Below are 22,349 nucleotides of genomic sequence, written 5' to 3'. Positions count from 1 at the left end.
CTTTCGTCATTTTTACATAGTAGGAGGAATCACATCATCAATGATTACAATGGATGATATTATTCGCGAAGGCAATCCAACCTTGCGTGAAGTAGCAAAAGAAGTACCTTTTCCTTTGAGCGAAGAAGATATCGCACTAGGAAAAGAAATGATGACCTTTTTAGAAAACAGCCAAGACCCAGTCAAGGCAGAAGAACTCGAATTAAGAGGTGGTGTTGGTCTAGCAGCTCCTCAATTAGATATTTCAAAACGAATCACAGCGGTCCTCGTCCCTAGCAGCGACCCAGAAAAAGCAGAACCTGATTTTAAAGATGTTCTTTACAATCCTAAAATTCTAAGTCATTCCGTGCAAGAAGCTTGTTTGGGTGAAGGCGAGGGCTGTCTGTCCGTGGACCGTGAAGTCCCTGGCTACGTGGTGCGCCATGCCCGGATTACGATCAGCTATTACGACATCAACGGCAAAAAGAAAAAAGTTCGTTTGAAGAACTATCCTGCGATCGTCGTTCAGCATGAGATCGATCATTTGAACGGGGTCATGTTCTACGATCATATCAATCAACAAAATCCTTTTTCATTGAAAGAAGGCATTTTAGTCATCGACTAACTAAAAAGTCTCTACCGACATTTTGCGGCAGAGACTTTTTTTCTATACTATTGACTATCTTCCTTCACGGTTTTGGCATTAATTGCCTTTCGCTAGGCTTTCTTGATGATCGGCTTTGATTTTTTCTAATAACGCTGGCTGCTCAAAAAGGTCTAATGCCGTCAGCGCTAAAAGTTCCGCCGCGATGGCGATCGATTGCAAGCCTTTTTCACTCTTGGCAGCGGCTTTGAATTCTTCCGAATGACCCGCAATGTAGTCATCTGAAATCGAAACGGTGGGTTGGATCGTCGGGATCACTTGACTGACATTGCCGACATCAGACGAACCAAGGCTTGTTTTGGCTTCCGTATCGATCTCATCGGCAGGTACGCCCGCTTCTTGGGCATGGGCGAAGAAGATCTCATCAAAACTTGGTGTCACGATCACATCGTCGACGGAGTTTTGGAACAAACCAAATTCATAGGTCGCTCCCGTAGCTAAAGCGGCTCCTTTTACGATGTTTTCGACTTTCTCGTAGACATCATTCAAGGTTGCTCGATTGGCAGCTCGTAAATAAAAACGACCGGCTGCATATTCTGGCACGACATTGGCTGCCACGCCGCCATCGGTGATCACACCATGAATATTGACATCTTTTGGTAAATGCAGGCGCAACCCATTGATCCCGTTAAAGACTTGCAGCAATGCTTCTAACGCGTTGATGCCTTTTTCTGGTGCAGCTGCCGCATGGGAAGCCCGACCATAGAACTTGATATCCACTGGATCATTGGCTAATGAAGCCGTCGTTTTGCCATAGCGATGGGCTGGATGGACACAAAGAGCGGCATCGACATCATCGAAGAACCCTTCACGGACAAAACTGCCTTTAGCGGAACCATTTTCTCCACCTTCTTCTCCTGGCGTCCCATAGACTCGAATCTCCCCGCCTAGCTCATCGATGAAAGGTTGCAGAGCACTGGCAGCTAAGACGGAATAAGTCCCGAAGAGATTGTGTCCGCAGGCATGACCGATGCCAGGTAACGCATCATACTCGGCTAAAAAGGCAATCGTTGGGCCCGGTTTTCCACTGACATAGCGGGCATCAAAGCCGGTGCGATGGCCTGCCACATCCTTTTTAACAGCAAAGCCTTCTTTTTCTAATTGGGCGATCAGGGCATCGGCTGAATAAAACTCATAGTTGCTGACTTCTGGGTGATTGTGGATATCTAATGCCAAGGCTTGATAAGCGGCTAAACGCTCTTGGATAAATGGTTTGATGGCTGCTTTCGTAATAGTTGCTGTTGTCATAATCAAATCTCTCCTTTTTATACATGCTTTTTCAGTTTTTTTATCAAATTACATGGTGCTTATTTTGCCCCAAAGGTTTCCCAAGCAGGAACGCTTGATCCTTTTGACGTTTCCTCGATGACTTTTTTCGTATCCTCTGTTTGGTAAGCAGCGACCACTTTTTGGTAAACTTCATTGTCTTCCTCTTCTTTACGGGCGGCAATGATGTTGACGTAAGGACGGGCCGTTTCATCAACAGGCTCTAAAAAGATCGCATCTTCGGTTGGTACAAATCCTGCATCCACCGCCATGCCGCTATTGATGACCGAAACATCGACATCCGAAAGTGCCCGGGCGGTTTGCGCTGCATCAAGTTCTGAAATTTCTAAGTTCAAACGGTTTTCTGTAATATCCGCGACCGTTGGTGTTTGTCCGGCTGCTTCATCCACTTTGATCAATCCAGCTGATTGTAATAAAAGCAATGCCCGACCACCATTGGTCACATCATTAGGGATCGCAACTTTAGCTCCTTCCGCCAAATCGTTGACATCCGTCACTTTGTCGGAATAAATGCCTAATGGCGCATTGACTGTATTGCCGATCGATACGAGATCAGTACCAAATTCTTCATTATAGTTGTCCAAGAAAAATTGGTGTTGGAATGAATTAAGGTCGATGGAACCATCAGCTAAAGCTGCATTGGGTTGATTGTAATCAGAGAATTGGACATATTCTAAATTGATGCCTTCGTCTTTCAAACGATCCTTGACATCATCCCAAACGTCGGTGTCCGCCCCGATCACCCCTAATTTCACCGTCACTTCTTCTTGGTCATTGGCTGCGGCACTGCCATTGTTTCCGCATCCTGTAATAAATAATAATGCTGCCCCTAAGACGATTGATTGTACGATTTTTTTCATTTTTGCTTCCTCCATAGACTTGCTTGATTTTTTATTTGTACGTAAGTGGTGGTCAGTGTGATACTCGTTTAATGAGTAGGTTGCTGACAAATTGACTGATAAAAACGAATACCAAGATGATCAAGGTCGCCATGATCGTGACATCGGTCTGGAATCGGTTGTACCCGCGGGTGATGGCTAAGTTGCCTAAACCACCAGCGCCAACAGCTCCTGCCATGGCGGTCAATCCGATCACATTGATCACGGTCAATGCAGAGACCCGAATGATTCCCGCCACGCCTTCTGGTAAATAGACTCGAAAAATGATACCGAAAGGACTGGTGCCCATCGCTTCAGCTGCTTCTACGACACCGGGGTCAACTTCTAGCAAGGCGATCTCGATCTGCCGAGCAAAGAAGGGGATGATCCCAGCAATCAGAGGAACCAATGCTGCTGTTTCGCCGATGGTCGTTCCAACAAGGAATCGGGTAAAGGTTCCTAGTAACGTCAATAAGATAATAAAGGGGATCGAGCGGACCACATTGATGACTTTATCGAGAAATTCAAAGAGCGGTCGATTTTCTAAAATCCCATTCGGTCGAGTTACTACCAAGACGATCCCTAACAAGATACCTAAGATGCCCGCAATCAAAGAGGTCCAAAAAACCATATACAAGGTTTGGATCGTTGCTGTCACAAATTCATCTTGGATCGCAACAACATTGGGAAAATATCTTTCTAATAAGGCAGCCATCTAAAATCCTCCTTTAATCACATTGTTTAATGGTTCTGCATGATTTTCTTTTAAAATATTGGTGTAAACTCCTTGCGCCTTCAAGTATTCTAAGGCATGTTTACGCTGATGGTATTCGCCAGATAAGCTAACGACTAAGCTGCCGATCGGCACTTCTTGCAAGATCTCCACGTTGCCGTAAAGAATATTGGTGGTCACTTTGTAGCGGCTGTACAATTGGGCGATCAGTGGTTCATTGGTTTGATCGCCAACGTAGGACAGCTCCACCAGCCATTCATTTGGTGCCAAGGAAGAAAACTTCGAACTGCCAAGGATCGTTTCTAAGGCTTGGTCGATGTGCGTCGCCGTTCGGATGAAATCTTTGGTCAATGGTTTTTCTGGTTGACTGAAAATCTGAACGCTTGAACCTTGCTCAATAACTTCACCGTCTTCCATCACTGCCACTTTGTTGCAGATTTCTTTGACGACCTGCATTTCATGGGTAATGATCACGATGGTCAAACCGAGAGTCCGATTTAATTTTTTCAACAAAGCCAATATCTGTAAGGTCGTTTTTGGATCAAGGGCGCTGGTTGCCTCATCACACAGCAAGATCTCTGGATCATTTGCCAAAGCTCTGGCAATGGCGACCCGCTGTTTTTGTCCTCCAGATAGTTGGCTAGGAAACGCTTGGGCTTTTTCTTCCAATCCCACCAATGCTAACAGCTCGGTAACTTTTTGATGACGTTCCTGTTTGGACCGTCCCCCATATTTCAAGGAAAAATCCACGTTATCAAAAACATTGCGACTGTCCATCAAGTTGAAGTGCTGAAAGATCATTCCGATCGTTTTCCGTTTTTCTCGCAGAGCTTTCGCCGAAAGCGTGGTCAGCTCCGTGCCATTGACGACGACGCTGCCGCTACTTGGGCGCTGCAATAAGTTGATTACACGGACGAGCGTACTTTTCCCGGCGCCTGAGTAACCCACGATGCCGTACACGTCCCCTTTGTCGATCTCGATCGATACGTTTTTGACCGCTTGGATCGCGGGTTTCTTTGGTTGATTGAATGTTACTGATATGTCTTTTAATGAAATCATCGTCTTCCCCCTAGTTCTTGTCTTTTTCAATAAAAAAAGGCATCCTCAAACAAGTCACCTGTGACTTGTTTGAGGACGCCTTTTTGCGTGTTACCACCTCAGTTTAAGCTGCACTCGCATACAGCTCCTTTTCGAGTACGATCATACTCTAGCCAGATAACGGTCGCTACCGTCGTCGCCTTGCAAACTACTGCTCGGAACGAATCACTCCTTGGCCATTTTCTAAAAGTCGTTTGATGCTTCTTTTCAGCTACCGAAGCTCTCTGTTGAAAAAACGTGCTTTTGTACTTACCAATTCTTCGTGTGTGGTGCTATTTGATTTTGGGTATAAAAAAAGTCCTTTTACCAGCGTTTGCTAGTAAAAGGACGAATACTCGTGTTACCACCTTTTGTTTAGAAGGTTTCCCTTCCCTCAACCCAACGTCTAGTCGTGCTAGAGATTGGTGCACTTTGTAACGGTAGTGCGCATCCGTGATTGCCTACTTATCGACAATCAATCCTCCAAGGCCATTTTTCATCGCTTCTGACTTGACTCTTTCCACCAACCAGAGTCTCTCTTTGAAGTATCCGCGGTTACTTTCCTTCTCAACAGATTCATTATTCTTGTTGAAGAGTACTTTACTCGAAAATGAACGCCTTGTCAACAAAAAATCACAATTTTTTCATCTGAGGATTTGCCAAGACTTCCGCAAAGCGTCCTTGCCAGATCATTTCGTACCAATCAATGATTTCAGCTGCTGATCGTCCTCGGCTTGGATACGTCGTTGTGGCTTGGGCATACACGACGTTTTGATAACCCAGACCATGCGCGAATTTGATCGTGCCATCAAGGCAATATTCCGTCTGAGCACCAGCAAATTCGATACTACGCACTTGGTTTGTCTGTAAGACCGCTTGTAGATCTGTTTGAAAAAAACTATTGGCGTGTTTTTTTCGAATCAAACGATCCGTTGGTTCATAGGCCAATGCTGGGTGCAGTTGCCATGCTTTGCTACCGTAGGGCAACGTCTCCTCTTCATGCTGAACAAAAATAACTGGTTTTTCTTCTTTACGATATCGTTGGATTCGTTGGTTGACGAACAGCAATAATTCCGACAAATGGTCAATTGTTTGGTCATTTGTTTGACAGACCCCATTTTGCAAGTCAATGATCAATAAGACATCTTGCATCACTTCACTCCTCAATTTTGGTAGAGCATGCCTTTTTCTGCTAACTGTTGTTTGGCTTTTTCCAGAGCCGCAGGATCGGTGTAGCGCAACGTATGCAAGTGTACCCCATTGGTTAAATCTGAGAGCAAGCGGGCTTCTGCATGTTTGGTTTTGTTGATGAAATCAGTCACGTCTTGGTCTGTTTGGATCTGCAAATTGCCAGTGATCTCTCCATAGATCTCATGCTCAACGATGACATCGACCACTTCCACACCACAAGCGACAAAGATGCGCAATTCTTCTTCCGTTTGTTCAGGTCGATGCTGCACTGCGAGCTTGCTGACATGTCCTGCCTCATCCAACAGCGCTTGCAGCCGATAGCCGCGAGCCGTAGCCACAATCGCTTCACCAGCTGCTCGCAATAAGGCAATGTCCCCAACGATGATTTGACGGCTGACTCCGAGGGATTCTGCCAGTTTGCTGGCACTGATCGCTTTGTCCGCTTGCTTCAATGCCGCTAAAATGTTTTCTCGACGTGTTCCTCCATCCATACTCATTCCTCCAATTGATTCTCTTGATAGGTTTTTGAGTGTTTCATAATTGATTGAAACATAGCCAAAATCGTTTCTTCATAGGCTTGATTAGAAATCGCCTGCCGAATGTTTTCCAGCACTTTCTCTTCACGATTTTCATCTAATACTGGCAATTGACTGCTTTTCTTCAATTGTACGATTTCGTTGACCGTGCTCATACGTTTTTCCAAAAGATGCGTGAGTTGCCAATCAATGTCATCGATCGCTGCCCGCTGAACAGCCAAGGGATCTTGCTGGTTGTTTTCTTCTTCTAAATCGATCGTCTTGATGACCCGTGCTGGATTTCCCGCCAACACAACATTGTCTGGGAATGATTTGGTAACGACACTGCCAGCGCCTACCACGACATTGTTGCCTAAGCGGACCCCTGGCAAAATCGTGGCCGCGCCACCAATCCACGCGTTATCGCCAATCACGATCGGTGCCCCTAATTCTAAGCCGCTGTTTCGTTTGACCGGATGCAATGGATGAGTCGCCGTAAACAACCGAACATTGGGTGCCAGCATACAATTGTCGCCAAAGGTAATCGGGCAAACATCTAATAGCACACAGTCGTAGTTAGCATAGAAGTTTTTGCCGACAGAAATATTGTAGCCATAATCAAAGCGGACATTCGGTTCGATATAGATTCGACCAGTCACAGAGCCGAAAGTTTCTTTTAGTAACTGCTCTTTGATTTTTGTATCAGTTTCTTGGTTGATCAGGTTCATTTGTTCACGGGCATATTTTCGATCTGCCACCAATTCTGGATCTGGGGAAAAGTACAATTCGCCAGCAATCATTTTCTCTTTTTCGGTACGTTGTGTCATATCATAAACTCCTTCATTCAATTTTCTGGAAAAACGTTTCGGCTGCTGCGGTCAACATGCCATATTCATTCGGGATCGCCAATGGTTCCTTATTGATGACCAACACCTGCTGGCTGTAATCGACTAGCCCTGCAAAAGGATAGACTTGCAGCGAAGTCCCCACGACCACCGTCAGGTCGGCTTGAGCAACGGCTTGAATGGCTCCCTCAATGGTTTCATCCGTAAATCCTTCCCCGTAAAGCACGATCGCTGGCCGAATCTGACCACCGCACCCTGCATGGTGCCAATCTTGCAAATACGATTGCCAAGGTACCGAATTGCCGCATTTTCGGCAATAACAGTTGTACAAGGAGCCGTGAAAATCGATTCTTTGGTGACTGCCTGCTTTTTCATGCAAGCCATCGATGTTTTGCGAAACGACCCAGACGGTTTTCTTCGCTTGCAGCTCAGCCATTTTCTGATGAATGATATTAGGCTGTGCTTGAGGATGGTAGAGGTGCTTGACGAACTGATAAAATGTTTCCGGTTCGTTTTCTAAACAGTCATGGCTTAACAAATACTCTGGCTGGGCCACTCCTTGATAGACCCCTTTTAAGGAGCGGTAATCAGGAATGCCAGATGGGGTCGAAACACCGGCACCCGTCAAAAAGGTCACGGATGATGCGGCGGTGACCGCTGCGATTGCTTGCTCAATAGATACCTTCATCGTTCTAACTTCCTTTATGGCTTTTCTCTTATTCTAACCGAAAAAGAACCGTTTTTGCGAAAAATCAGCCATTTTCTTTTTTAAAAGCAACTAATGCTTTTTCGTGCGGAATTGCTTATAATAGATGCAACAAATGCAAGGAGAATGGGAAAACCAAATGAAAATTTTGATTATCGAAGACAACAATGAGATCAGCGAAATGTTGGCTACTATTTTAGCAGCTGACTATACTGTCCATCAAGCCTATTCAGGCACGGAAGGTCTGCTACTTTTTCAGCAAGATGCTTTCGACTTGATTTTGCTAGATCGAATGCTCCCTGGTAAAGATGGGACACAAGTCTTGCAAGAGATTCGCCAAACCTCCACGGTCCCCGTCATTATCTTGACTGCCTTAGATGAACCAGCCGATGTTTCCACCCTTTTGCTGGCGGGTGCCAATGATTACTTGACCAAACCCTTCAATGTCGAAGAATTAAAAGCCCGTATCATTGTTCAGTTGCGCACAAATAAACAAGCCTCTCCTGTTGCCAGCAGCCTCTCGTATAAAAACATTCAACTGTTGCCTGACTCGTTTCAGCTGCAACGAGGAGAGGCAACGGTTCAGTTAAAGAAAAAGGAGTTTGAGATTTTTTCCCTGCTCTTAGCCAACCCAAAAAAAGTTTATACCAAAGAAATGCTCTATGAAGCTGTTTGGCAAGAACCTTACTACGGTGAAGAAAACACGATCAATGTCCATATCAGCCATTTACGCAGCAAAATCAAAACACTCGATCCAGAGGAAGCGTATATCGATACTGTCTGGGGCATCGGCGTCAAGCTAGCTTAAAAAGGAGGAACCTCATGCATATACTTCAGTTTTTCGCCGCTCTGATCGTTGTGTTATTGTTGGGCTATTGGTTTTTCTTACTCTATGATCTGAAAAAGTACCACCAGCAATTAGCAAGAATCAGCGAAATCGAAACAAATCAAGAGATCCATTTGCAGACCCGAGTGCCCGCTTTAAAAGCGATCGCCTTGTTAAACAATCAGATACTTAGAAAAAATAAGCAGCAGCACTATCAAATACTGCAAGAAAACCAGCAGTTGGAACAAGCCATTCAAAATATCTCTCACGACTTGCGCACACCTTTAACGGTCGCCAGCGGCTACACACAACTGCTGCAAGCCGATAAGACCCTCAACAACCAACAGCTGCAGCTGTTGGAAAAAGTCAGCAGTAACCTAGAAAAAGTCGAAAATCATCTGGAACAGTTATTGACCTATCAGCGCCTCAAAGACAATCAACTGGCTTTGACCTTAGAAGAATTCGATCTTTCTCGTTTGCTGGAGGAGGAACTGCTCCAACTCTATCCTTCTTTTGAGGAAAACCATTTATCACTGACGGTTGCGATCCAACCCAATATCATGATCATTTCAGATAAAAAAAGTTGGCAGCGTATTTTTCAAAATGTCCTTGGTAATCTGCTGGAACATGGCAATGAAACGGGAACGATCCGCTTGAAACAACAAGGAGATCGCATCGTTTTCCAACAGGAAAATCAGCTGAGGACACCGATCCAGCACCCAGAAAAATTGACTCACCGCTTTTATACGGAAGACCTTTCACGGCACAAACAGCAAGCTGGACTTGGTCTGTATATCATCGCGGCATTGACTCATGCATTAGCTGGCGAGATTCAACTGGATACAACCGAAGAGACGTTTCGTTTGACTTTGTCTTGGCAGCAGTCTGCTAAGTCCCGTTAATCACTGGCTACACGGACAAAAACGCCCAACAGTCTGACCTTTTGCGGTCGGTCCTGTTGGACGTTTTTCTTTTCTTTATAATTCTTGTCTCTTAAACACCAGATGTGCAGCCAAAAGACAAAGCAACAAACTGATCAGACTCCCGACAAAAATTGGTTGAACCATTTCCCACGTTTTGAAAGTGGTCATAGTCACCATTTCTAATCCGCCTTGGAAATCCAAGTATTCTAAGAATTTCCAGGTTGGCAAAGAAAAACGTGCAATCGCAAAGCCCATCGGAATAAAGATCGTCGCCAACACGCTGACTGCTGTATTTTTGGTCAAATACAACACCAACAAGGCAAAGGATGAGGTAGCCAGTAAGATCAATACAAAGCCAGCGAAATAATACACTAAGTTTTCTAGCTGAGAGATGTCTTCAAAGCCGACACCACCAATGATCGTCCCCGTAACAAAGCTCACTAAGCATATAGCCAAAATTTGCAAGACAAGTACCAACGCATACACTAAGAATTTTCCAAAAAGATAGGCGGGTTTAGAAACACCGACGGTAATGATATTCTTCATCGTCCCTTTCGTGTACTCACTCCCTAAAACTTGCATCACTAACGGCAGTGAATAATACAATAACATGGAAGACAGGCTGGTCTGGATCGCAAGAAAGCCCGTCATTTCGGCAAGGCTGCCTGTGGTTTGCGTACTATCTCCCAGGGTGACTCCCACGTCACCATTTGAAACAACCGCTAAAATCACCAACAATAAAATAATTCCTTCTGTGATCCAAAAACTTTTACTTTTAGATAAACGATACAAATCTGCCCGAATAAAATTCAACATCTTAATTTCCCCCTTCACTTGTCACTAACTCTTTGAAATACGACTCTAGGTTTTCCCCTTCAAAAGAAATCTGGTCGATAGCGATCCCTTCATAAACCAATTGACGGATTAGATCACGAATCAATACATTTTCTTGGTAGATGTGGATCTTGTGGTCACTGACAACTTTATATTCAGAAATCAGCTGACTGTCCAGTAAGCGGCTAGCTGTGGCTACATCATCGACTTCTAATTGAATAAACCGTTTCGCCATCAGATCGAATTCGTGTTTGGTCATCTCTTTGATCAGACGCCCCTCACTAATGACTCCAAAGCGTGTAGCCACTAAGTACAGCTCTTCTAAAATATGGCTGGAGATCAAAATCGTCATGCCGCGTTCTTGATTCAATCGTAAAAGCAGCTCTCGAAATTCAACGATCGCGACAGGATCCAAGCCATTGATCGGTTCATCTAAAATTAGAAAATCTGGCTGATTCAATAAAGCAATCGCTAAGCCCAGTTTTTGTTTCATCCCTAAAGAAAAATCACGGTATTTCTTGTTGCCGACATTGGTCAAACCAACAAACGCCAGTGCTTTACTAACGGCATCAGGTTCCACCACCCCGCTGATTTTGCAATAATAGTTCAAATTTTGTTCTGCGGTCAATTGGTCGTAAGCAACTGGGGTCTCAATCACATTACCGACCCGTTTCAGCATCTGGATGTAGGATTTGCCGCCTTCAACACCAAACAATTGCAGACTGCCACTGGTGGGTTGGATCAACTGCACGATCGCTTTTAGTAAGGTCGTCTTCCCAGCACCATTTCTCCCTACCAATCCATAAATATCTCCTTTGGCGATCGTTAGATCGACATCATGCAGCGCCAGCTGTTTGCCGTAACGCTTGTTTAATCCTTTGATTTTAAGAACATTTTCCATTTCTACTTCCTCCTTGCTTGCTTCTGTGATCATTCTAGCAAGCAGATCTAAATCAGCTATTAACTAATTATTAATTGATTCTTAACTCGTAGTTTTTTGCAAAAAAAACAACTTATTTCTATTATACACAGCTGAAAATGCACCTTTTGAAGAAAATCCCTCTTTGGCAGCAACCCCTCTAGCAATAAATATAGCAAACGATCATTTTGCTGCAGCTTTTGCGCTTTGTTTTTTGCCTCACAAAGAAAGAGATTCCTTCATGACAAGGAACAAAAAACGTGGTAAACTAGTCACGAATCAAAGTGAGGTGAAATACATTGGTAGCAGCTATTATTTATTGGGCAATGATCATTATCAGTTTCGGTTGGTTGGCAGTCAGCTTATATTTCTCTATCTTCTATTTAGCACGTAAAGAAAATGGCAATTTATGGGCATTTGGCTTTTTAAATGTCATCACAGCAATCATTCAAGCCATCGTCCTTGTGGTTTACCGTACCTTAGGACAAGATTGGGGCGTTACACAATACTCAAGCCTCATCTATCTAGCACTTGGCTTATTGCTTGGCTTGACAGTCATCCAAGCTGTTTTAGGCCGTGAACCAAAAGCGAAAGTCGCTTAAGGGTTCCAATAGACACTCGTAAAAACGATCCGCTTTCTCTTTGATAAAAATAGGGAAATGGTCGTTTTTTTGTTAAAAAGAATTGACATTTGGGTGCTTTTCTTCTAAACTCTGAGAAGAATCAAATTAAATACGAGTACCCTTTAACATTTAGGTAGAGGTCGCGAGGTTCATTAATCCTGCTGAGTGAAGCAACACGTTTACAGCAGAGCTAGGGAACATCGCCGAAACAAGATCGGTTTTGCTTGCATCGATTTTGTTGGGCCGCAAATGAACAATTTGCGGACTGTCTTAGCTTGTCTAAGTTGCGCTATGTTTTGTGAAAGGTTTGTCGACGATGACCTGTCAACAGCCGTTTTCCAATCATGGAGTACGGCTGTTTTTTTGCTTTTTCATCCTTACCTGCTTGTCCAACTCGTGAAAGGAAAGAGATAAAATGAAAAAAAATAATTGGATCTGGGCGGTCTTCGCCCTCTGTCTAACCCTCATTCAGCTGCCCCTAACCGTGCAAGCGGATGACCAAACGCCTGCGGAACAATTCCGTGTCGGTATGGAGGCAGGCTATGCCCCCTTCAACTGGACGCAAACGACGGACGCCAATGGTGCCGTGCCGATTTCTGGGGAAGAAGGCTCGGCGTTTGCCGGCGGTTACGATGTCCAGATCGCCAAACGAATCGCTGAAGGTTTAGGCAAGGAATTAGTGATCGTTAAAACCCAATGGGACGGTCTGCCGCCAGCTTTACAGGCGGGGACTATCGATGCCGTCATCGCTGGTATGTCACCAACGGCCGAACGCCGCGAGCAAATTGATTTTACCGATCCTTACTATGAATCCGACTTGGTGGTCGTAGTACGTAAAGATGGAGCATTCGCCGATGCCAAAAGCCTCGCCGATCTTTCGGGGGCAAAAATCACTGCTCAGCTGAATACCTTCCATTATACGGTCATTGATCAAATCCCTGAGGTCCAAAAAGAACAAGCCATGCGGGACTTCTCCTCCATGCGCGTTGCTTTAGCTTCGGGCATCATTGACGGCTACGTCAGCGAACGTCCAGAAGGCGTCACTGCCGTCGGGGCAAATCCTGATCTGAAGATGGTCGAGTTCGATGAAGGGGCCGGTTTTGAAACCAATCCAGAAGACGTCCAAGTAGCAGTCGGGATGCGCAAAGGCGATCCCGATGTTGAAAAAGTCAATGAGATCCTTGCAGGAATCTCTGAAGAAGAACGGGTTTCCCTGATGGATCAAGCAGTCTTAGATCAGCCTGCAGATGCCAGCGGAGAAACGGCGGATCAAGGTCTGATCGCTGATTTCAAAAAAATCATTGATGATTACGGCATGCTCTTTTTACGAGGCGCTGGCTTGACCTTATTCATCGCGATCCTTTCAACGATCATCGGATTAATCATCGGTCTTTTAGTCGGTATCTTCCGGACACTGCCGCTTTCAGAAAATCCAGTAGGACGTTTCTTCCAACGAATCGTCAACGGCCTGCTGACCATCTATATCGAAGTTTTCCGCGGTACCCCAATGATGGTTCAGGCAATGGTTATTTTCTACGGAACGGCTCTAGCCTTTGGTGTCTCCATGAATCGCACGCTGGCAGCTGTGCTGATCGTTTCTATCAATACGGGTGCCTACATGTCTGAAATCGTTCGTGGAGGGATTTTTGCTGTAGATGACGGCCAATTTGAAGCAGCTCAAGCCATCGGAATGACCCATTGGCAAACCATGATCAAAGTCGTGTTGCCGCAAGTAATGCGCAATATTTTACCAGCTACCGGAAATGAGATCATTATCAATATCAAAGATACTGCCGTCTTAAGTGTCATCAGTGTTGCGGACCTCTTCTTCCAAGGTACATCAGCTGCTGGAACGAACTTCCAATACTTCCAAACATTTGCGATCATCGGTGTGATCTACTTAGTCTTGACCATCAGTGCCACCCAGATCTTGCGCTTTGTTGAACGCAAAATGGACGGTCCCAGTGCGTATGTCAAATTAGAAGACATCAACCCGAACGAATAAGGAGGAAGAACATGTCAGCAATCATTGAAATTGACCATTTAAAAAAGAGTTTTGGCGACAACGAAGTCTTAAAAGACATCAGTTTGTCTGTTAATAAAGGAGAAGTTGTCACGATCATCGGTTCTTCTGGTTCAGGAAAATCCACACTTCTTCGCTGCATCAACTTGTTAGAAAAACCAACCAGTGGGCAAATCATCTACTTAGGTGAAAATGTGCTGGAAAAAGGCTATGACTTGCCGAAATACCGTACGCATCTAGGAATGGTTTTCCAATCCTTTAACCTATTCAACAATATGAATGTATTAGAAAACTGCGTGACGGGACAAGTCACTGTTTTGAAACGTGATCGCAAAGAAGCAGAAGCGACTGCCAAAGAAAATCTGGAGCAAGTCGGTATGGCTCAATATGCCAACGCCAAGCCTTCCCAGCTTTCAGGCGGACAAAAACAACGGGTAGCCATTGCCCGCGCCTTATCGATGAATCCAGATGTCATGTTGTTTGATGAGCCGACTTCTGCGCTGGATCCAGAAATGGTCGGTGAAGTGTTGAAGACCATGAATACGTTAGCTCATACTGGCTTGACGATGGTGATCGTTACCCACGAAATGGGCTTTGCCAAAGAAGTGTCTGATCGGGTCATCTTTATGGATCAAGGTGTCATTGCCGAACAAGGGACGCCTGAAGATATCTTTATTCATCCAAAAGAGCAACGCACCAAAGAATTCCTTTCCCGTGTGTTGAATTAATTTTCTGTCTTGAAACACTTAGCGATCTTCTTCCGAGCTTTTTCGTCCTTTTTCAGTACGCTTGGAAGAACTCAATGCTAAGTGTTTTTTTATTGCAGGAGGAGGAATTGTCAGAATTTATCAAAAAATCACAAAAAACCATTGCTATTTGTTAGAAACTTTGTTATTTTTTTTAAAACTAAGGAATTATAGGAGCTTTCATTTATGGAAAAAAAGTTACAGTTTAAGGATTATATGTATGTTGGATCAATGCTTTTCGGTCTTTTCTTTGGTGCCGGAAATCTGATTTTCCCCGTTCACATGGGACAAGAAGCTGGCGCGAATGTCGGCTTAGCCAACCTTGGCTTTTTAGTTACAGGGATCGGCTTGCCATTTTTAGGGGTCATTGCTATTGGCGTTTCCCAAAGCAGCGGTGTTTTTGAATTAGCTTCTCGGATCAATCGCCGCTATGCAATGATATTTACGATTTTGCTTTATTTAGTGATTGGGCCATTCTTTGCTTTGCCCCGTTTGGCTACCACTTCTTATGAGATCGGGATCGCTCCCCATGTTTCGTCTGACATGCAAACTTGGTTATTGGCGTTGTTTTCTGCCCTCTTCTTTGGCGCTGCCTGGTGGTTTTCTCGTAAACCAAGCAAAATCTTAGATTATGTAGGGAAATTTTTGAATCCATTATTTCTGGTCTTACTAGGCGTTTTGCTGTTTTTTGCTTTTTGGCAACCTCTAGGAACCATCAGCGATGCGCCGATCTATCCTAGCTATCAAAGCGATGCTTTCTTTACTGGTTTCACCAACGGTTACAATACCCTTGATGCGCTGGCATCTTTAGCCTTCGGGATCATCATCGTCTCGACGATTCGTAATATGGGGGTTGAAAAACCCACGACAGTCGCAAAAGACACGATCCTTTCTGGGTCTGTCAGCATCGTGTTGATGGGGATCATCTATACCTTACTTTCTTATATGGGAACCAAAAGTCTAGGGCAATTTCCTATCAGCGAAAACGGTGGGATCGCTTTGGCACAAATCGCCAACCACTACCTTGGCACTGTTGGCAGTCTGCTGTTGGCTTTGATCGTTATCTCCGCTTGTTTAAAAACTGCCATTGGTTTGATCACGGCTTTTTCCGAAACCTTTGCTGGATTGTTTCCCAAGCAAAGCTACGGGTTCTTTATCGCTTTGACAAGTATCTTGCCAGCGATCTTCGCCAATGTCGGCTTGACCAATATCATCGAGTTTTCTATTCCAGTCTTGATGTTTATCTATCCACTGGCGATCACGTTGATTTTGTTGGCGATCATCAGTCCCTTGTTTCATCATCGTGCCAGTGTCTATCGAATGACGACATACTTCACATTGATCGCTGCAATCATCGACGGCTTAAATGCAAGTCCTGCAGTGATTACCAACAATGCTTTCGTGCAAGGAATCTTGTCTTTTGCATCAGATTATCTGCCTTTCTTCCAAATCGGGATGGGGTGGGTCGTACCGGCTGCGATCGGATTTTTGATCGGTTTGCTATGGTCGTGGTTCAAAAAAGACCCTGTTTCAGCCTAAATTAGTTAAAAAGATGAAAATAACCTACCTTTTTTTAAAGGGTAGGCTATTTTTTTGATTAAAAAGACTGACAGTTTCGTAAAAAAAAGATACAATAGAGCCACAAAGGAGGATACCTATGTTTTATGAAGAACTTATGATGGACCCGCAAACATTAATTAAATTTAAAATATTCCGGCGTATGCTGACTCTGCAAAACCCTAGCCACCCAATCGCACAATTGGCAAAGGAAATGGAGTTAAGCTACCAACAAGCTTTTATAGAGTTGACTGAGATCGACCAAGATCTAACTGAGTTAACTCCGGATCATATGTCGATACTCGGTCGTGGCGGTAAATTACAGCCTCAGAATATCGCGGTAACGATCGATGAATACCGCTTCTATTTATTGAATAAAAGCGTTCCGTTCTTATATGTTCTTTACATGCTGAATGAAGACCATCCTACGATCACGGATTTTTGTGCAAAATACGATGTCAGTCGTTCAACGGTGTCTCGCAAATTTGAACATCTAAAAAAACATTTGAAGCAATTTCAGCTTCGCTTTACGTACACTGAATCAAACTTGGTGGGCGATGAGCGTCTTGTGCGGCTCTCCCTATTCAATATCATTTGGTTAGGTACTCGTGGAATAGAATGGCCATTTGCGATCGCTGAGAGTGAGACAGAAAAAATGGTGGATCGATTCACGGAGTACTTCCCAATGACTCATTCTTATCTTGGCCGATTAGAGTTGAAATATTTCGCCGCCTTGATTCTTTTACGAATCAAAAAAGGAAATTTTGCCAAATACGACAAGCGGTACAATTTCCTAATGAAAAATAATCCATATTTCGATTTTGAGCGTTTGACACAAGTCGTTGATCCTGAAGTTTCAATGACAGACAAACAATTAAAAGGCGAATCAGGGTTTATTTACTTGATGGCGCAAATCTTCCCATTCTATTTGAGTCCTGAAGAAGAAGCGTTGCAACAAACCTTGCAATTCTTTTCAAGCAAACAAAACCCAGTTTATCCATTAGTCGCAGACTTGTTAGCAGAGATGAAAGCAACCTTCTTTGCTTCACAACCTGGCCTGTTAGATGAGCCATTGGTCGTGGGTAATTTAATCAATGTGACTTTCGGCAACTACGTTTTCCGTCAGCCGTTTCCAAATATCTATCGCTTGCTGACGCCATCGATCAATCGCGGGTCTGCTGAAGAGCAGCTGCAGCAAAAAATCGATGAATTCTTAACGAGTTATCGCGAAGAATCCGCGGTGGACTATATCAACGATGAAAACCAAGAGCAGATGGCAACGATGTATACCCACGCCCTGCTGCCGTTTTATGATCAAATCCGTTATTCGAATCGTTTACGGGTAGGGGTTGCGTTAGAAGACAATTTCTTAGTCGTTCAAGGATTGAATCAATTCTTACATGACTTGACCTTCGTAGCAGCAGAACCTTATGATCTAAACCAGCAAGAAAACTATGATGTCATCGTTAGTTCCAATCAGTTGATGAAAAAACTCAAACCAGAAAAAATGAGTTATATTTGGGATTATGCGGCAGATGATCGGCAATACATTGATTTGTATCGTACCTTGAAAAACCGTTTTGATGAAAAGAACCTTTCTCTGTAATCAAACCGTTACGGTTTCTTAAGAACTTCCGAAAAGATTTGTCACAAAATATTCATATTTATCTCGTATACTCTATGTATACCAACAAACAACCCTAACTAACACTTTTTCATTTTTAACTCCTTCCCGTCGGCCACCCACCGACGGGTCTTTTTTTGCTTCTTTTCGCAGCCAGCAAACTTAAACACTTTCCAATCTTTTCTCCACAAAAAATTCATATTTGGACAGTATAGTATACATAACCCAACAAACAACCCTAACTAACACTTTTCATTTTTACTCCTTGCCTGTCAGCTACCCACTGACAGGCTCCTTTTTTTCTTACGGGGTTTGCCGTATACTAAAGCCAGGAGGTGTCCTATGACAAAAGCCATTACGACAGTTGACCAATACATTGCAACAGCTCCAGCAGAACGACAAGCGACTTTAAAAAAGGTCCGTCAAACCATCAAAGCCGTTTTACCTGAAGCGGTTGAAAAAATCAGTTATCAAATGCCTACCTATCATCAGGGAGAAACTATCGTGCATTTTGCCTGCGCCAAACAGCATCTTGGCTTTTATCCCACGCCTTCTGCGATCACGGCCTTCCAAGAAGACCTACACCCCTACAAAACCAGTAAAGGGGCGGTTCAGTTTCCTTTTGCACAGCCGATCCCTTACGAACTGATCGCTGTGATGACCGCTTGGCGACTCGCAGAAGTCAAAAACAAGCACGCTTAACCAGCAATAAAAAAACCGCTGTGTCTAATGACGCAGCGGTTTTTTTGCTATGCACAGGCTTGTCTACAAGCCAGGTTTTGTATTCAAGGTGCTAACTTTCAGCACATGATGCAGGGGAATAATCCGCAGCTGCTGACGGTCGCTTTGTAATTTCAAGACAACTTGTTCTTTTGCTACCGTTTTGCCGACGATCCAGCCGGTAACGGTTTCAAAACCACCCAATTTCTCTGTTTTTACTTGCAGCACGACCAGGTGCTTGGCAGCGGCTGCCTCTTGCAGCGTTCGCTGGATTTCTTTGACTTTTTCAGACTGATTCTTCTTGTCAGCATCATCACTGAAAAAGGTATCCAGCAACGTTGTGGATGTCATCACAATGAGTTTGCCCAATTGTTTGATGGGCGATGGTTTCTTTTCCATTGGACATTCCTTTCTGCGCGTTGCAGCAGTTTATAAAAACCACACATACGTTCGCATTTCCATGGTTCTATTTTAGCAAATTTTTGGTAAAATACAAGCGAACACGCCTTATTTTTCAGAAGAAATAACCTCTAGCCAAAAAGGAATTCCTTCTTGTAGCAGTTGATAGGTCTCTTCGAAATCTCCTGTATAATAAGGATCTGGTACTTCCGCGGTTTCTTTGCCAGGAACAACACTCAAATACGAACGAATCTTTGCGGTGGTATCGGCAGGTGCCAGCGCTTGAAGTGTTTCAACATTGCTTTGATCCATACCGATGATCCAGTCAAATTTGGCAAAGTCTGCTTCTGTGATCTGCCGTGAAATGAGTCCCTCGCTGGATAAGCCTGCTTGACGCAATCTTTTTTTGGTTCCGGGATGAGCAGAATGTCCGACTTCCCATGAGCTGGTCGCTGCCGAATCGATCTGCCAATCCAATTTGCGTTTTGCTATTTCTGCTTTATAAATAGCTTCTGCCATGGGGGAACGGCAAATATTACCTAAACAAACAAATAAAACTTTCGTCATCGCTCACTGCTCCTCTTTTTCATAGATTTGGTGGCCAAAAAATTCCACATCCTTCGCCAAACGAAACAATTGCGTTGCAATCTCTAAAGGGGTCTCTGGAAAGTCGTTGTGAATCCAATTTTCCAAAATGCCTCCGCAGCCGTAGGAAAAGAACCGGCTATAAAATAGAATGTCTTGTTTCGTCAATTGTTGCTCTTGATCGACCTCCAAGAACAAGCGCTGAAAAAGCGGTTCTGTGATCTGTAGAAATCCATTCATTAAGATTTCGCGGTCATAAGCCAGTGATTTGCGGTAAAAGGCCGGCGCTTGTTTCATTGCTTTCAACATGCGCAAGGCGGCTTCTTCCCAGTTATCAAGGGAGACATCTTCTGTCGTCAAAAAAATCAGGGCATCTTGCCGATAGATCCATTGGATCAAAGCTTTTTTATCAGGAAAATGGTAGTAAAACGTCTGCCGATTGACTTGCGCCTTTTCGGCGATCTCCTGTACGCTGATTTTATTCACTTCTTTGGTCTCACAAAGGGTGATCAATGTCTGGCCAATCACAGCCTTCGTTTGTTTCCCATCCATCATAGGGCACCTCTTTTTCTTCTCTTTCTATCATACCAAATTTTCCTGCAAAAAAAAATCCTATCAAATGGTCCTTTTTCACAGACCTTCCCCGAAACCTTCATCAGAGCAATAGATTCCTGGGCGCTTTTTAAAATAGGACAGGTTTCTACAAAAAACGTCTGCCTCCATTTGAGGCAGACGTTGCTTTCGATAGTTAAACGGCAGGTTGCTCATTGTGCCATTTTGGTTTGAAACTGTTCTCTTCGAATCACACTGACTTTTTCAGTGAAATTGGCCCAGTCGATGGGTCTAGGTGGTGCCAGCCATAAGATATGGTCGATCCCCAATGCACCATAAAAGGGTAAGTTTGAAAGAATCAGATGCGTATGATCATCTGGGTAACTTTGGAATTGGACATTTAAATCGAGGATTTTTTCGATATTCTTTTGGATCATCTGATTGTAGGAATCGCCAAATGAAAAGTCCACGCAGACATACAAGGGAACCAAAATCTCTTTTAGCGGAATCGTGGAAATCAACAGAATCAGATACCTGAAAAACAAAAACTCTTTATTGTTCCATAAGATCGGCCGGTTGCGGCTTTCTTCCAGATAGTTACGGCAAAAGGCAGCATATTCTGGATAGGTTTCAAGAAAATACGTCACATCCATATATTGGTATTCATAGCGAGAACTAAAGGAAAACGACAAAAGCTGATAATGGATCGTTGTCGTTTCAGCATGAAGAAGTGCCAACGTGTCCGCGGTTAAGGAAAACTGCTGTTGGACGGCTTGAATAAAATGCTCGTTTAATTGTTGGATATAGGTTTGTTCTTGATCGATGTAGCTATTGTTGTCGATCAGCCAGCCCTCAACGATCAAAAAGCGCAAAATATCTCGAGCTTCACGCTCTAGCACTTCTTGATCGGTGATCGTCAAAATCTCCTGCAGCCAGCGTTTCAATTCCTCAATGATCACGAGATGTTTGGGCAAGACTAAATCATTTTCCACGCTGTTTTGCAGGTAATGACCATTCGTCATCCGTGCCAAAACGATTCCTAGATAATGTTTCTTGCGAATCCGCATGCGAGCAGACTGTTCTGGTTTAAGCCAGGTGCTTTCATTAAAACGATCAAAGGTCTTTTCTTTTTCTAGGATTTCTTTTGGAAAAGGCGAATGATTCAGATAGTATTCCTTCATAAAAAAGAGAAAAATAAATTCCCTGATCTCACTTTCCTCCCCAACCAGCTGAAATTCTTTCGTCACTTCAATATCATATTCTTTCAAGATCAGTTTGAACTGTTTAAATTCTTTATAGACGGGATTATGGCTTAAATAGTGATTGGTGGCAAATTCGTATAAAGAAGACAATTGCTCAAAAAAACATTCTTTCAACATGGAAAATTTCAACGCTTGATCCAAATAATAGGTCAGCAGTGTATCGGAAGTTGCCAGCCCCGAGGCATTCAGTTTAATGACCGTCCCATCGGTCACGATCTCAAATTCCTCGTTCAATCCAAGTTCATAAAAATCAAGATTCAATTCTTGAACGGTTTTGTTGATCAAAAATTCCGACATGGTCAATTGATCCATCAATGTTTCCTTCGTTTCCGAAAGAGCGACTGCGTTTTCCAAATATTGCAGCATCACCAGTTTTCGTTTGTCCGCCTTATTCAAAAATGTCACAAACATGCGTTTTCAAGCCTCCATTGTTTTTTTGGCCATAAAGGACGTTTCCTGAAAATAAGTAGCACAAGCTGGCAAGATAAGAAGGCTTATCATCGCCATCACCATCTGTATTATTTCCTGGCAGTGCTAGATCGACGTTCAAACGATCCGGCGCAAAGACATCCTCCAGCATGACTCGTTGGGCAAAATGTTTTTGCTTTTCCAAAAAACTGCTTTCTGACAGTGAGGATCGCTCCGGCTCTTTTTTCGGAACGGTTTCTGGTTCAGGCGCGGGTTGTTCTTTGGATTCTTCCATTTCAGTTGGCGGTTCCTCCACTTTTTCTGGTATTTCTTCTGGTGGGTCCGTGGGGACGATTTCTTCTGAGGGGTCCAGCGGATTATAAATGGTCGCAAAAACGACTTGTTCTGTAACAAGATCGATCATTCCGATAATCATGCACGCACCAATGACAAAGCCAAATCTGCGTTTCATT

24 protein-coding genes, 1 riboswitch and 1 other annotated feature are annotated in these 22,349 nt (G+C 43.8%); of the genes, 9 read left to right on the top strand and 15 right to left on the bottom strand.

Annotated features, from left to right (window positions below; translation table 11 throughout):
* The first annotated feature begins 40 nt into the window (after positions 1 to 40).
* Entirely contained in the window at positions 41 to 604 is a 564-nt protein-coding gene (def, locus tag IGI69_RS01915; protein WP_008376209.1) for a peptide deformylase, read from the top strand.
* Between the two features lie 78 nt (positions 605 to 682).
* Here the strand turns inward: def and IGI69_RS01910 are convergent, their stop codons facing one another.
* From IGI69_RS01910 to IGI69_RS01875, 8 genes are all read right to left on the bottom strand, one after another.
* Positions 683 to 1,891, bottom strand: a complete 1,209-nt coding sequence (locus IGI69_RS01910) for a M20 family metallopeptidase (protein ID WP_015508853.1) — start codon at positions 1,889 to 1,891, stop codon at positions 683 to 685.
* A 59-nt stretch (positions 1,892 to 1,950) separates the two neighbouring features.
* On the bottom strand, positions 1,951 to 2,790 hold the full coding sequence (locus IGI69_RS01905) for a MetQ/NlpA family ABC transporter substrate-binding protein (RefSeq protein WP_005227209.1): 840 nt from the start codon (positions 2,788 to 2,790) through the stop codon (positions 1,951 to 1,953).
* 52 nt (positions 2,791 to 2,842) lie between these two features.
* On the bottom strand, positions 2,843 to 3,523 hold the full coding sequence (locus IGI69_RS01900) for a methionine ABC transporter permease (protein ID WP_010748680.1): 681 nt from the start codon (positions 3,521 to 3,523) through the stop codon (positions 2,843 to 2,845).
* The gene (locus IGI69_RS01895) at positions 3,524 to 4,600 is read right to left on the bottom strand and encodes a methionine ABC transporter ATP-binding protein (protein WP_010748679.1); all 1,077 of its coding nucleotides are present in this window, start codon (positions 4,598 to 4,600) and stop codon (positions 3,524 to 3,526) included.
* A gap of 359 nt (positions 4,601 to 4,959) precedes the next feature.
* Positions 4,960 to 5,198 (bottom strand) — a binding site (T-box leader).
* 53 nt (positions 5,199 to 5,251) lie between these two features.
* On the bottom strand, positions 5,252 to 5,770 hold the full coding sequence (locus IGI69_RS01890) for a cysteine hydrolase family protein (RefSeq protein ID WP_086293862.1): 519 nt from the start codon (positions 5,768 to 5,770) through the stop codon (positions 5,252 to 5,254).
* Positions 5,771 to 5,781: 11 nt separating this feature from the next.
* Positions 5,782 to 6,306, bottom strand: coding sequence for a transcription repressor NadR (locus IGI69_RS01885; RefSeq protein WP_005227206.1), 525 nt, complete (start codon positions 6,304 to 6,306; stop codon positions 5,782 to 5,784).
* A complete protein-coding gene (locus IGI69_RS01880; protein ID WP_008376222.1) occupies positions 6,303 to 7,151 on the bottom strand; it encodes a chorismate mutase in 849 nt (282 codons plus the stop codon). The genes IGI69_RS01885 and IGI69_RS01880 overlap by 4 nt, the downstream gene beginning before the upstream one ends.
* A gap of 13 nt (positions 7,152 to 7,164) precedes the next feature.
* Positions 7,165 to 7,857, bottom strand: coding sequence for an NAD-dependent protein deacylase (locus IGI69_RS01875; RefSeq protein ID WP_438739508.1), 693 nt, complete (start codon positions 7,855 to 7,857; stop codon positions 7,165 to 7,167).
* A gap of 157 nt (positions 7,858 to 8,014) precedes the next feature.
* Between IGI69_RS01875 and IGI69_RS01870 the strand changes: the two genes are divergently transcribed.
* A complete protein-coding gene (locus IGI69_RS01870) occupies positions 8,015 to 8,683 on the top strand; it encodes a response regulator transcription factor (protein ID WP_438739506.1) in 669 nt (222 codons plus the stop codon).
* A gap of 14 nt (positions 8,684 to 8,697) precedes the next feature.
* On the top strand, positions 8,698 to 9,603 hold the full coding sequence (locus IGI69_RS01865) for a sensor histidine kinase (RefSeq protein ID WP_438739504.1): 906 nt from the start codon (positions 8,698 to 8,700) through the stop codon (positions 9,601 to 9,603).
* A 75-nt stretch (positions 9,604 to 9,678) separates the two neighbouring features.
* Here IGI69_RS01865 and IGI69_RS01860 read toward each other — a convergent pair whose 3' ends face one another.
* Both IGI69_RS01860 and IGI69_RS01855 read right to left on the bottom strand, forming a co-directional pair.
* Positions 9,679 to 10,440: an ABC transporter permease gene (locus IGI69_RS01860; RefSeq protein WP_438739502.1), complete on the bottom strand. Its 762-nt coding sequence runs from the start codon at positions 10,438 to 10,440 to the stop codon at positions 9,679 to 9,681.
* 1 nt (position 10,441) lies between these two features.
* A complete protein-coding gene (locus IGI69_RS01855) occupies positions 10,442 to 11,359 on the bottom strand; it encodes an ABC transporter ATP-binding protein (protein WP_438739500.1) in 918 nt (305 codons plus the stop codon).
* Between the two features lie 317 nt (positions 11,360 to 11,676).
* Between IGI69_RS01855 and IGI69_RS01850 the strand changes: the two genes are divergently transcribed.
* From IGI69_RS01850 to IGI69_RS01825, 6 genes are all read left to right on the top strand, one after another.
* The gene (locus IGI69_RS01850; RefSeq protein WP_005227198.1) at positions 11,677 to 11,979 is read left to right on the top strand and encodes a hypothetical protein; all 303 of its coding nucleotides are present in this window, start codon (positions 11,677 to 11,679) and stop codon (positions 11,977 to 11,979) included.
* Positions 11,980 to 12,126: 147 nt separating this feature from the next.
* A riboswitch (Lysine riboswitch) is annotated at positions 12,127 to 12,300 on the top strand.
* 115 nt (positions 12,301 to 12,415) lie between these two features.
* Positions 12,416 to 14,005, top strand: coding sequence for an ABC transporter permease subunit (locus IGI69_RS01845; protein WP_016609561.1), 1,590 nt, complete (start codon positions 12,416 to 12,418; stop codon positions 14,003 to 14,005).
* Positions 14,006 to 14,016: 11 nt separating this feature from the next.
* Positions 14,017 to 14,751, top strand: a complete 735-nt coding sequence (locus IGI69_RS01840) for an amino acid ABC transporter ATP-binding protein (RefSeq protein ID WP_005227196.1) — start codon at positions 14,017 to 14,019, stop codon at positions 14,749 to 14,751.
* A 204-nt stretch (positions 14,752 to 14,955) separates the two neighbouring features.
* Positions 14,956 to 16,308: a branched-chain amino acid transport system II carrier protein gene (brnQ, locus tag IGI69_RS01835; RefSeq protein WP_074535362.1), complete on the top strand. Its 1,353-nt coding sequence runs from the start codon at positions 14,956 to 14,958 to the stop codon at positions 16,306 to 16,308.
* Between the two features lie 118 nt (positions 16,309 to 16,426).
* Positions 16,427 to 17,932 (top strand): helix-turn-helix domain-containing protein, encoded by a 1,506-nt coding sequence (locus tag IGI69_RS01830; RefSeq protein WP_005227194.1) that lies wholly within the window; start codon positions 16,427 to 16,429, stop codon positions 17,930 to 17,932.
* A 360-nt stretch (positions 17,933 to 18,292) separates the two neighbouring features.
* Positions 18,293 to 18,652, top strand: coding sequence for an iron chaperone (locus tag IGI69_RS01825; RefSeq protein WP_275852930.1), 360 nt, complete (start codon positions 18,293 to 18,295; stop codon positions 18,650 to 18,652).
* A 63-nt stretch (positions 18,653 to 18,715) separates the two neighbouring features.
* Here IGI69_RS01825 and IGI69_RS01820 read toward each other — a convergent pair whose 3' ends face one another.
* The 5 genes from IGI69_RS01820 to IGI69_RS01800 form a co-directional block, all read right to left on the bottom strand.
* Positions 18,716 to 19,069 carry a hypothetical protein gene (locus IGI69_RS01820; RefSeq protein ID WP_005227192.1) on the bottom strand — a complete coding sequence of 118 codons (354 nt, stop codon included), beginning with the start codon at positions 19,067 to 19,069 and terminating at the stop codon, positions 18,716 to 18,718.
* Positions 19,070 to 19,177: 108 nt separating this feature from the next.
* Positions 19,178 to 19,636: a low molecular weight protein-tyrosine-phosphatase gene (locus IGI69_RS01815; RefSeq protein ID WP_074535364.1), complete on the bottom strand. Its 459-nt coding sequence runs from the start codon at positions 19,634 to 19,636 to the stop codon at positions 19,178 to 19,180.
* A gap of 3 nt (positions 19,637 to 19,639) precedes the next feature.
* Positions 19,640 to 20,209, bottom strand: a complete 570-nt coding sequence (locus tag IGI69_RS01810) for a TetR/AcrR family transcriptional regulator (protein ID WP_005227190.1) — start codon at positions 20,207 to 20,209, stop codon at positions 19,640 to 19,642.
* Positions 20,210 to 20,418: 209 nt separating this feature from the next.
* Complete coding sequence (locus tag IGI69_RS01805) at positions 20,419 to 21,879, bottom strand: helix-turn-helix domain-containing protein (RefSeq protein WP_010748665.1); 1,461 nt, start codon at positions 21,877 to 21,879, stop codon at positions 20,419 to 20,421.
* Positions 21,857 to 22,348 carry a hypothetical protein gene (locus IGI69_RS01800; protein ID WP_015508844.1) on the bottom strand — a complete coding sequence of 164 codons (492 nt, stop codon included), beginning with the start codon at positions 22,346 to 22,348 and terminating at the stop codon, positions 21,857 to 21,859. The genes IGI69_RS01805 and IGI69_RS01800 overlap by 23 nt, the downstream gene beginning before the upstream one ends.
* Position 22,349 lies beyond the last annotated feature (1 nt).

Source organism: Enterococcus sp. DIV1083b, from assembly GCF_051713705.1.
Taxonomy (GTDB): Bacteria; Bacillota; Bacilli; order Lactobacillales; family Enterococcaceae; genus Enterococcus_D; species Enterococcus_D casseliflavus.
This window is presented reverse-complemented; position numbering and strand designations above follow the sequence as displayed.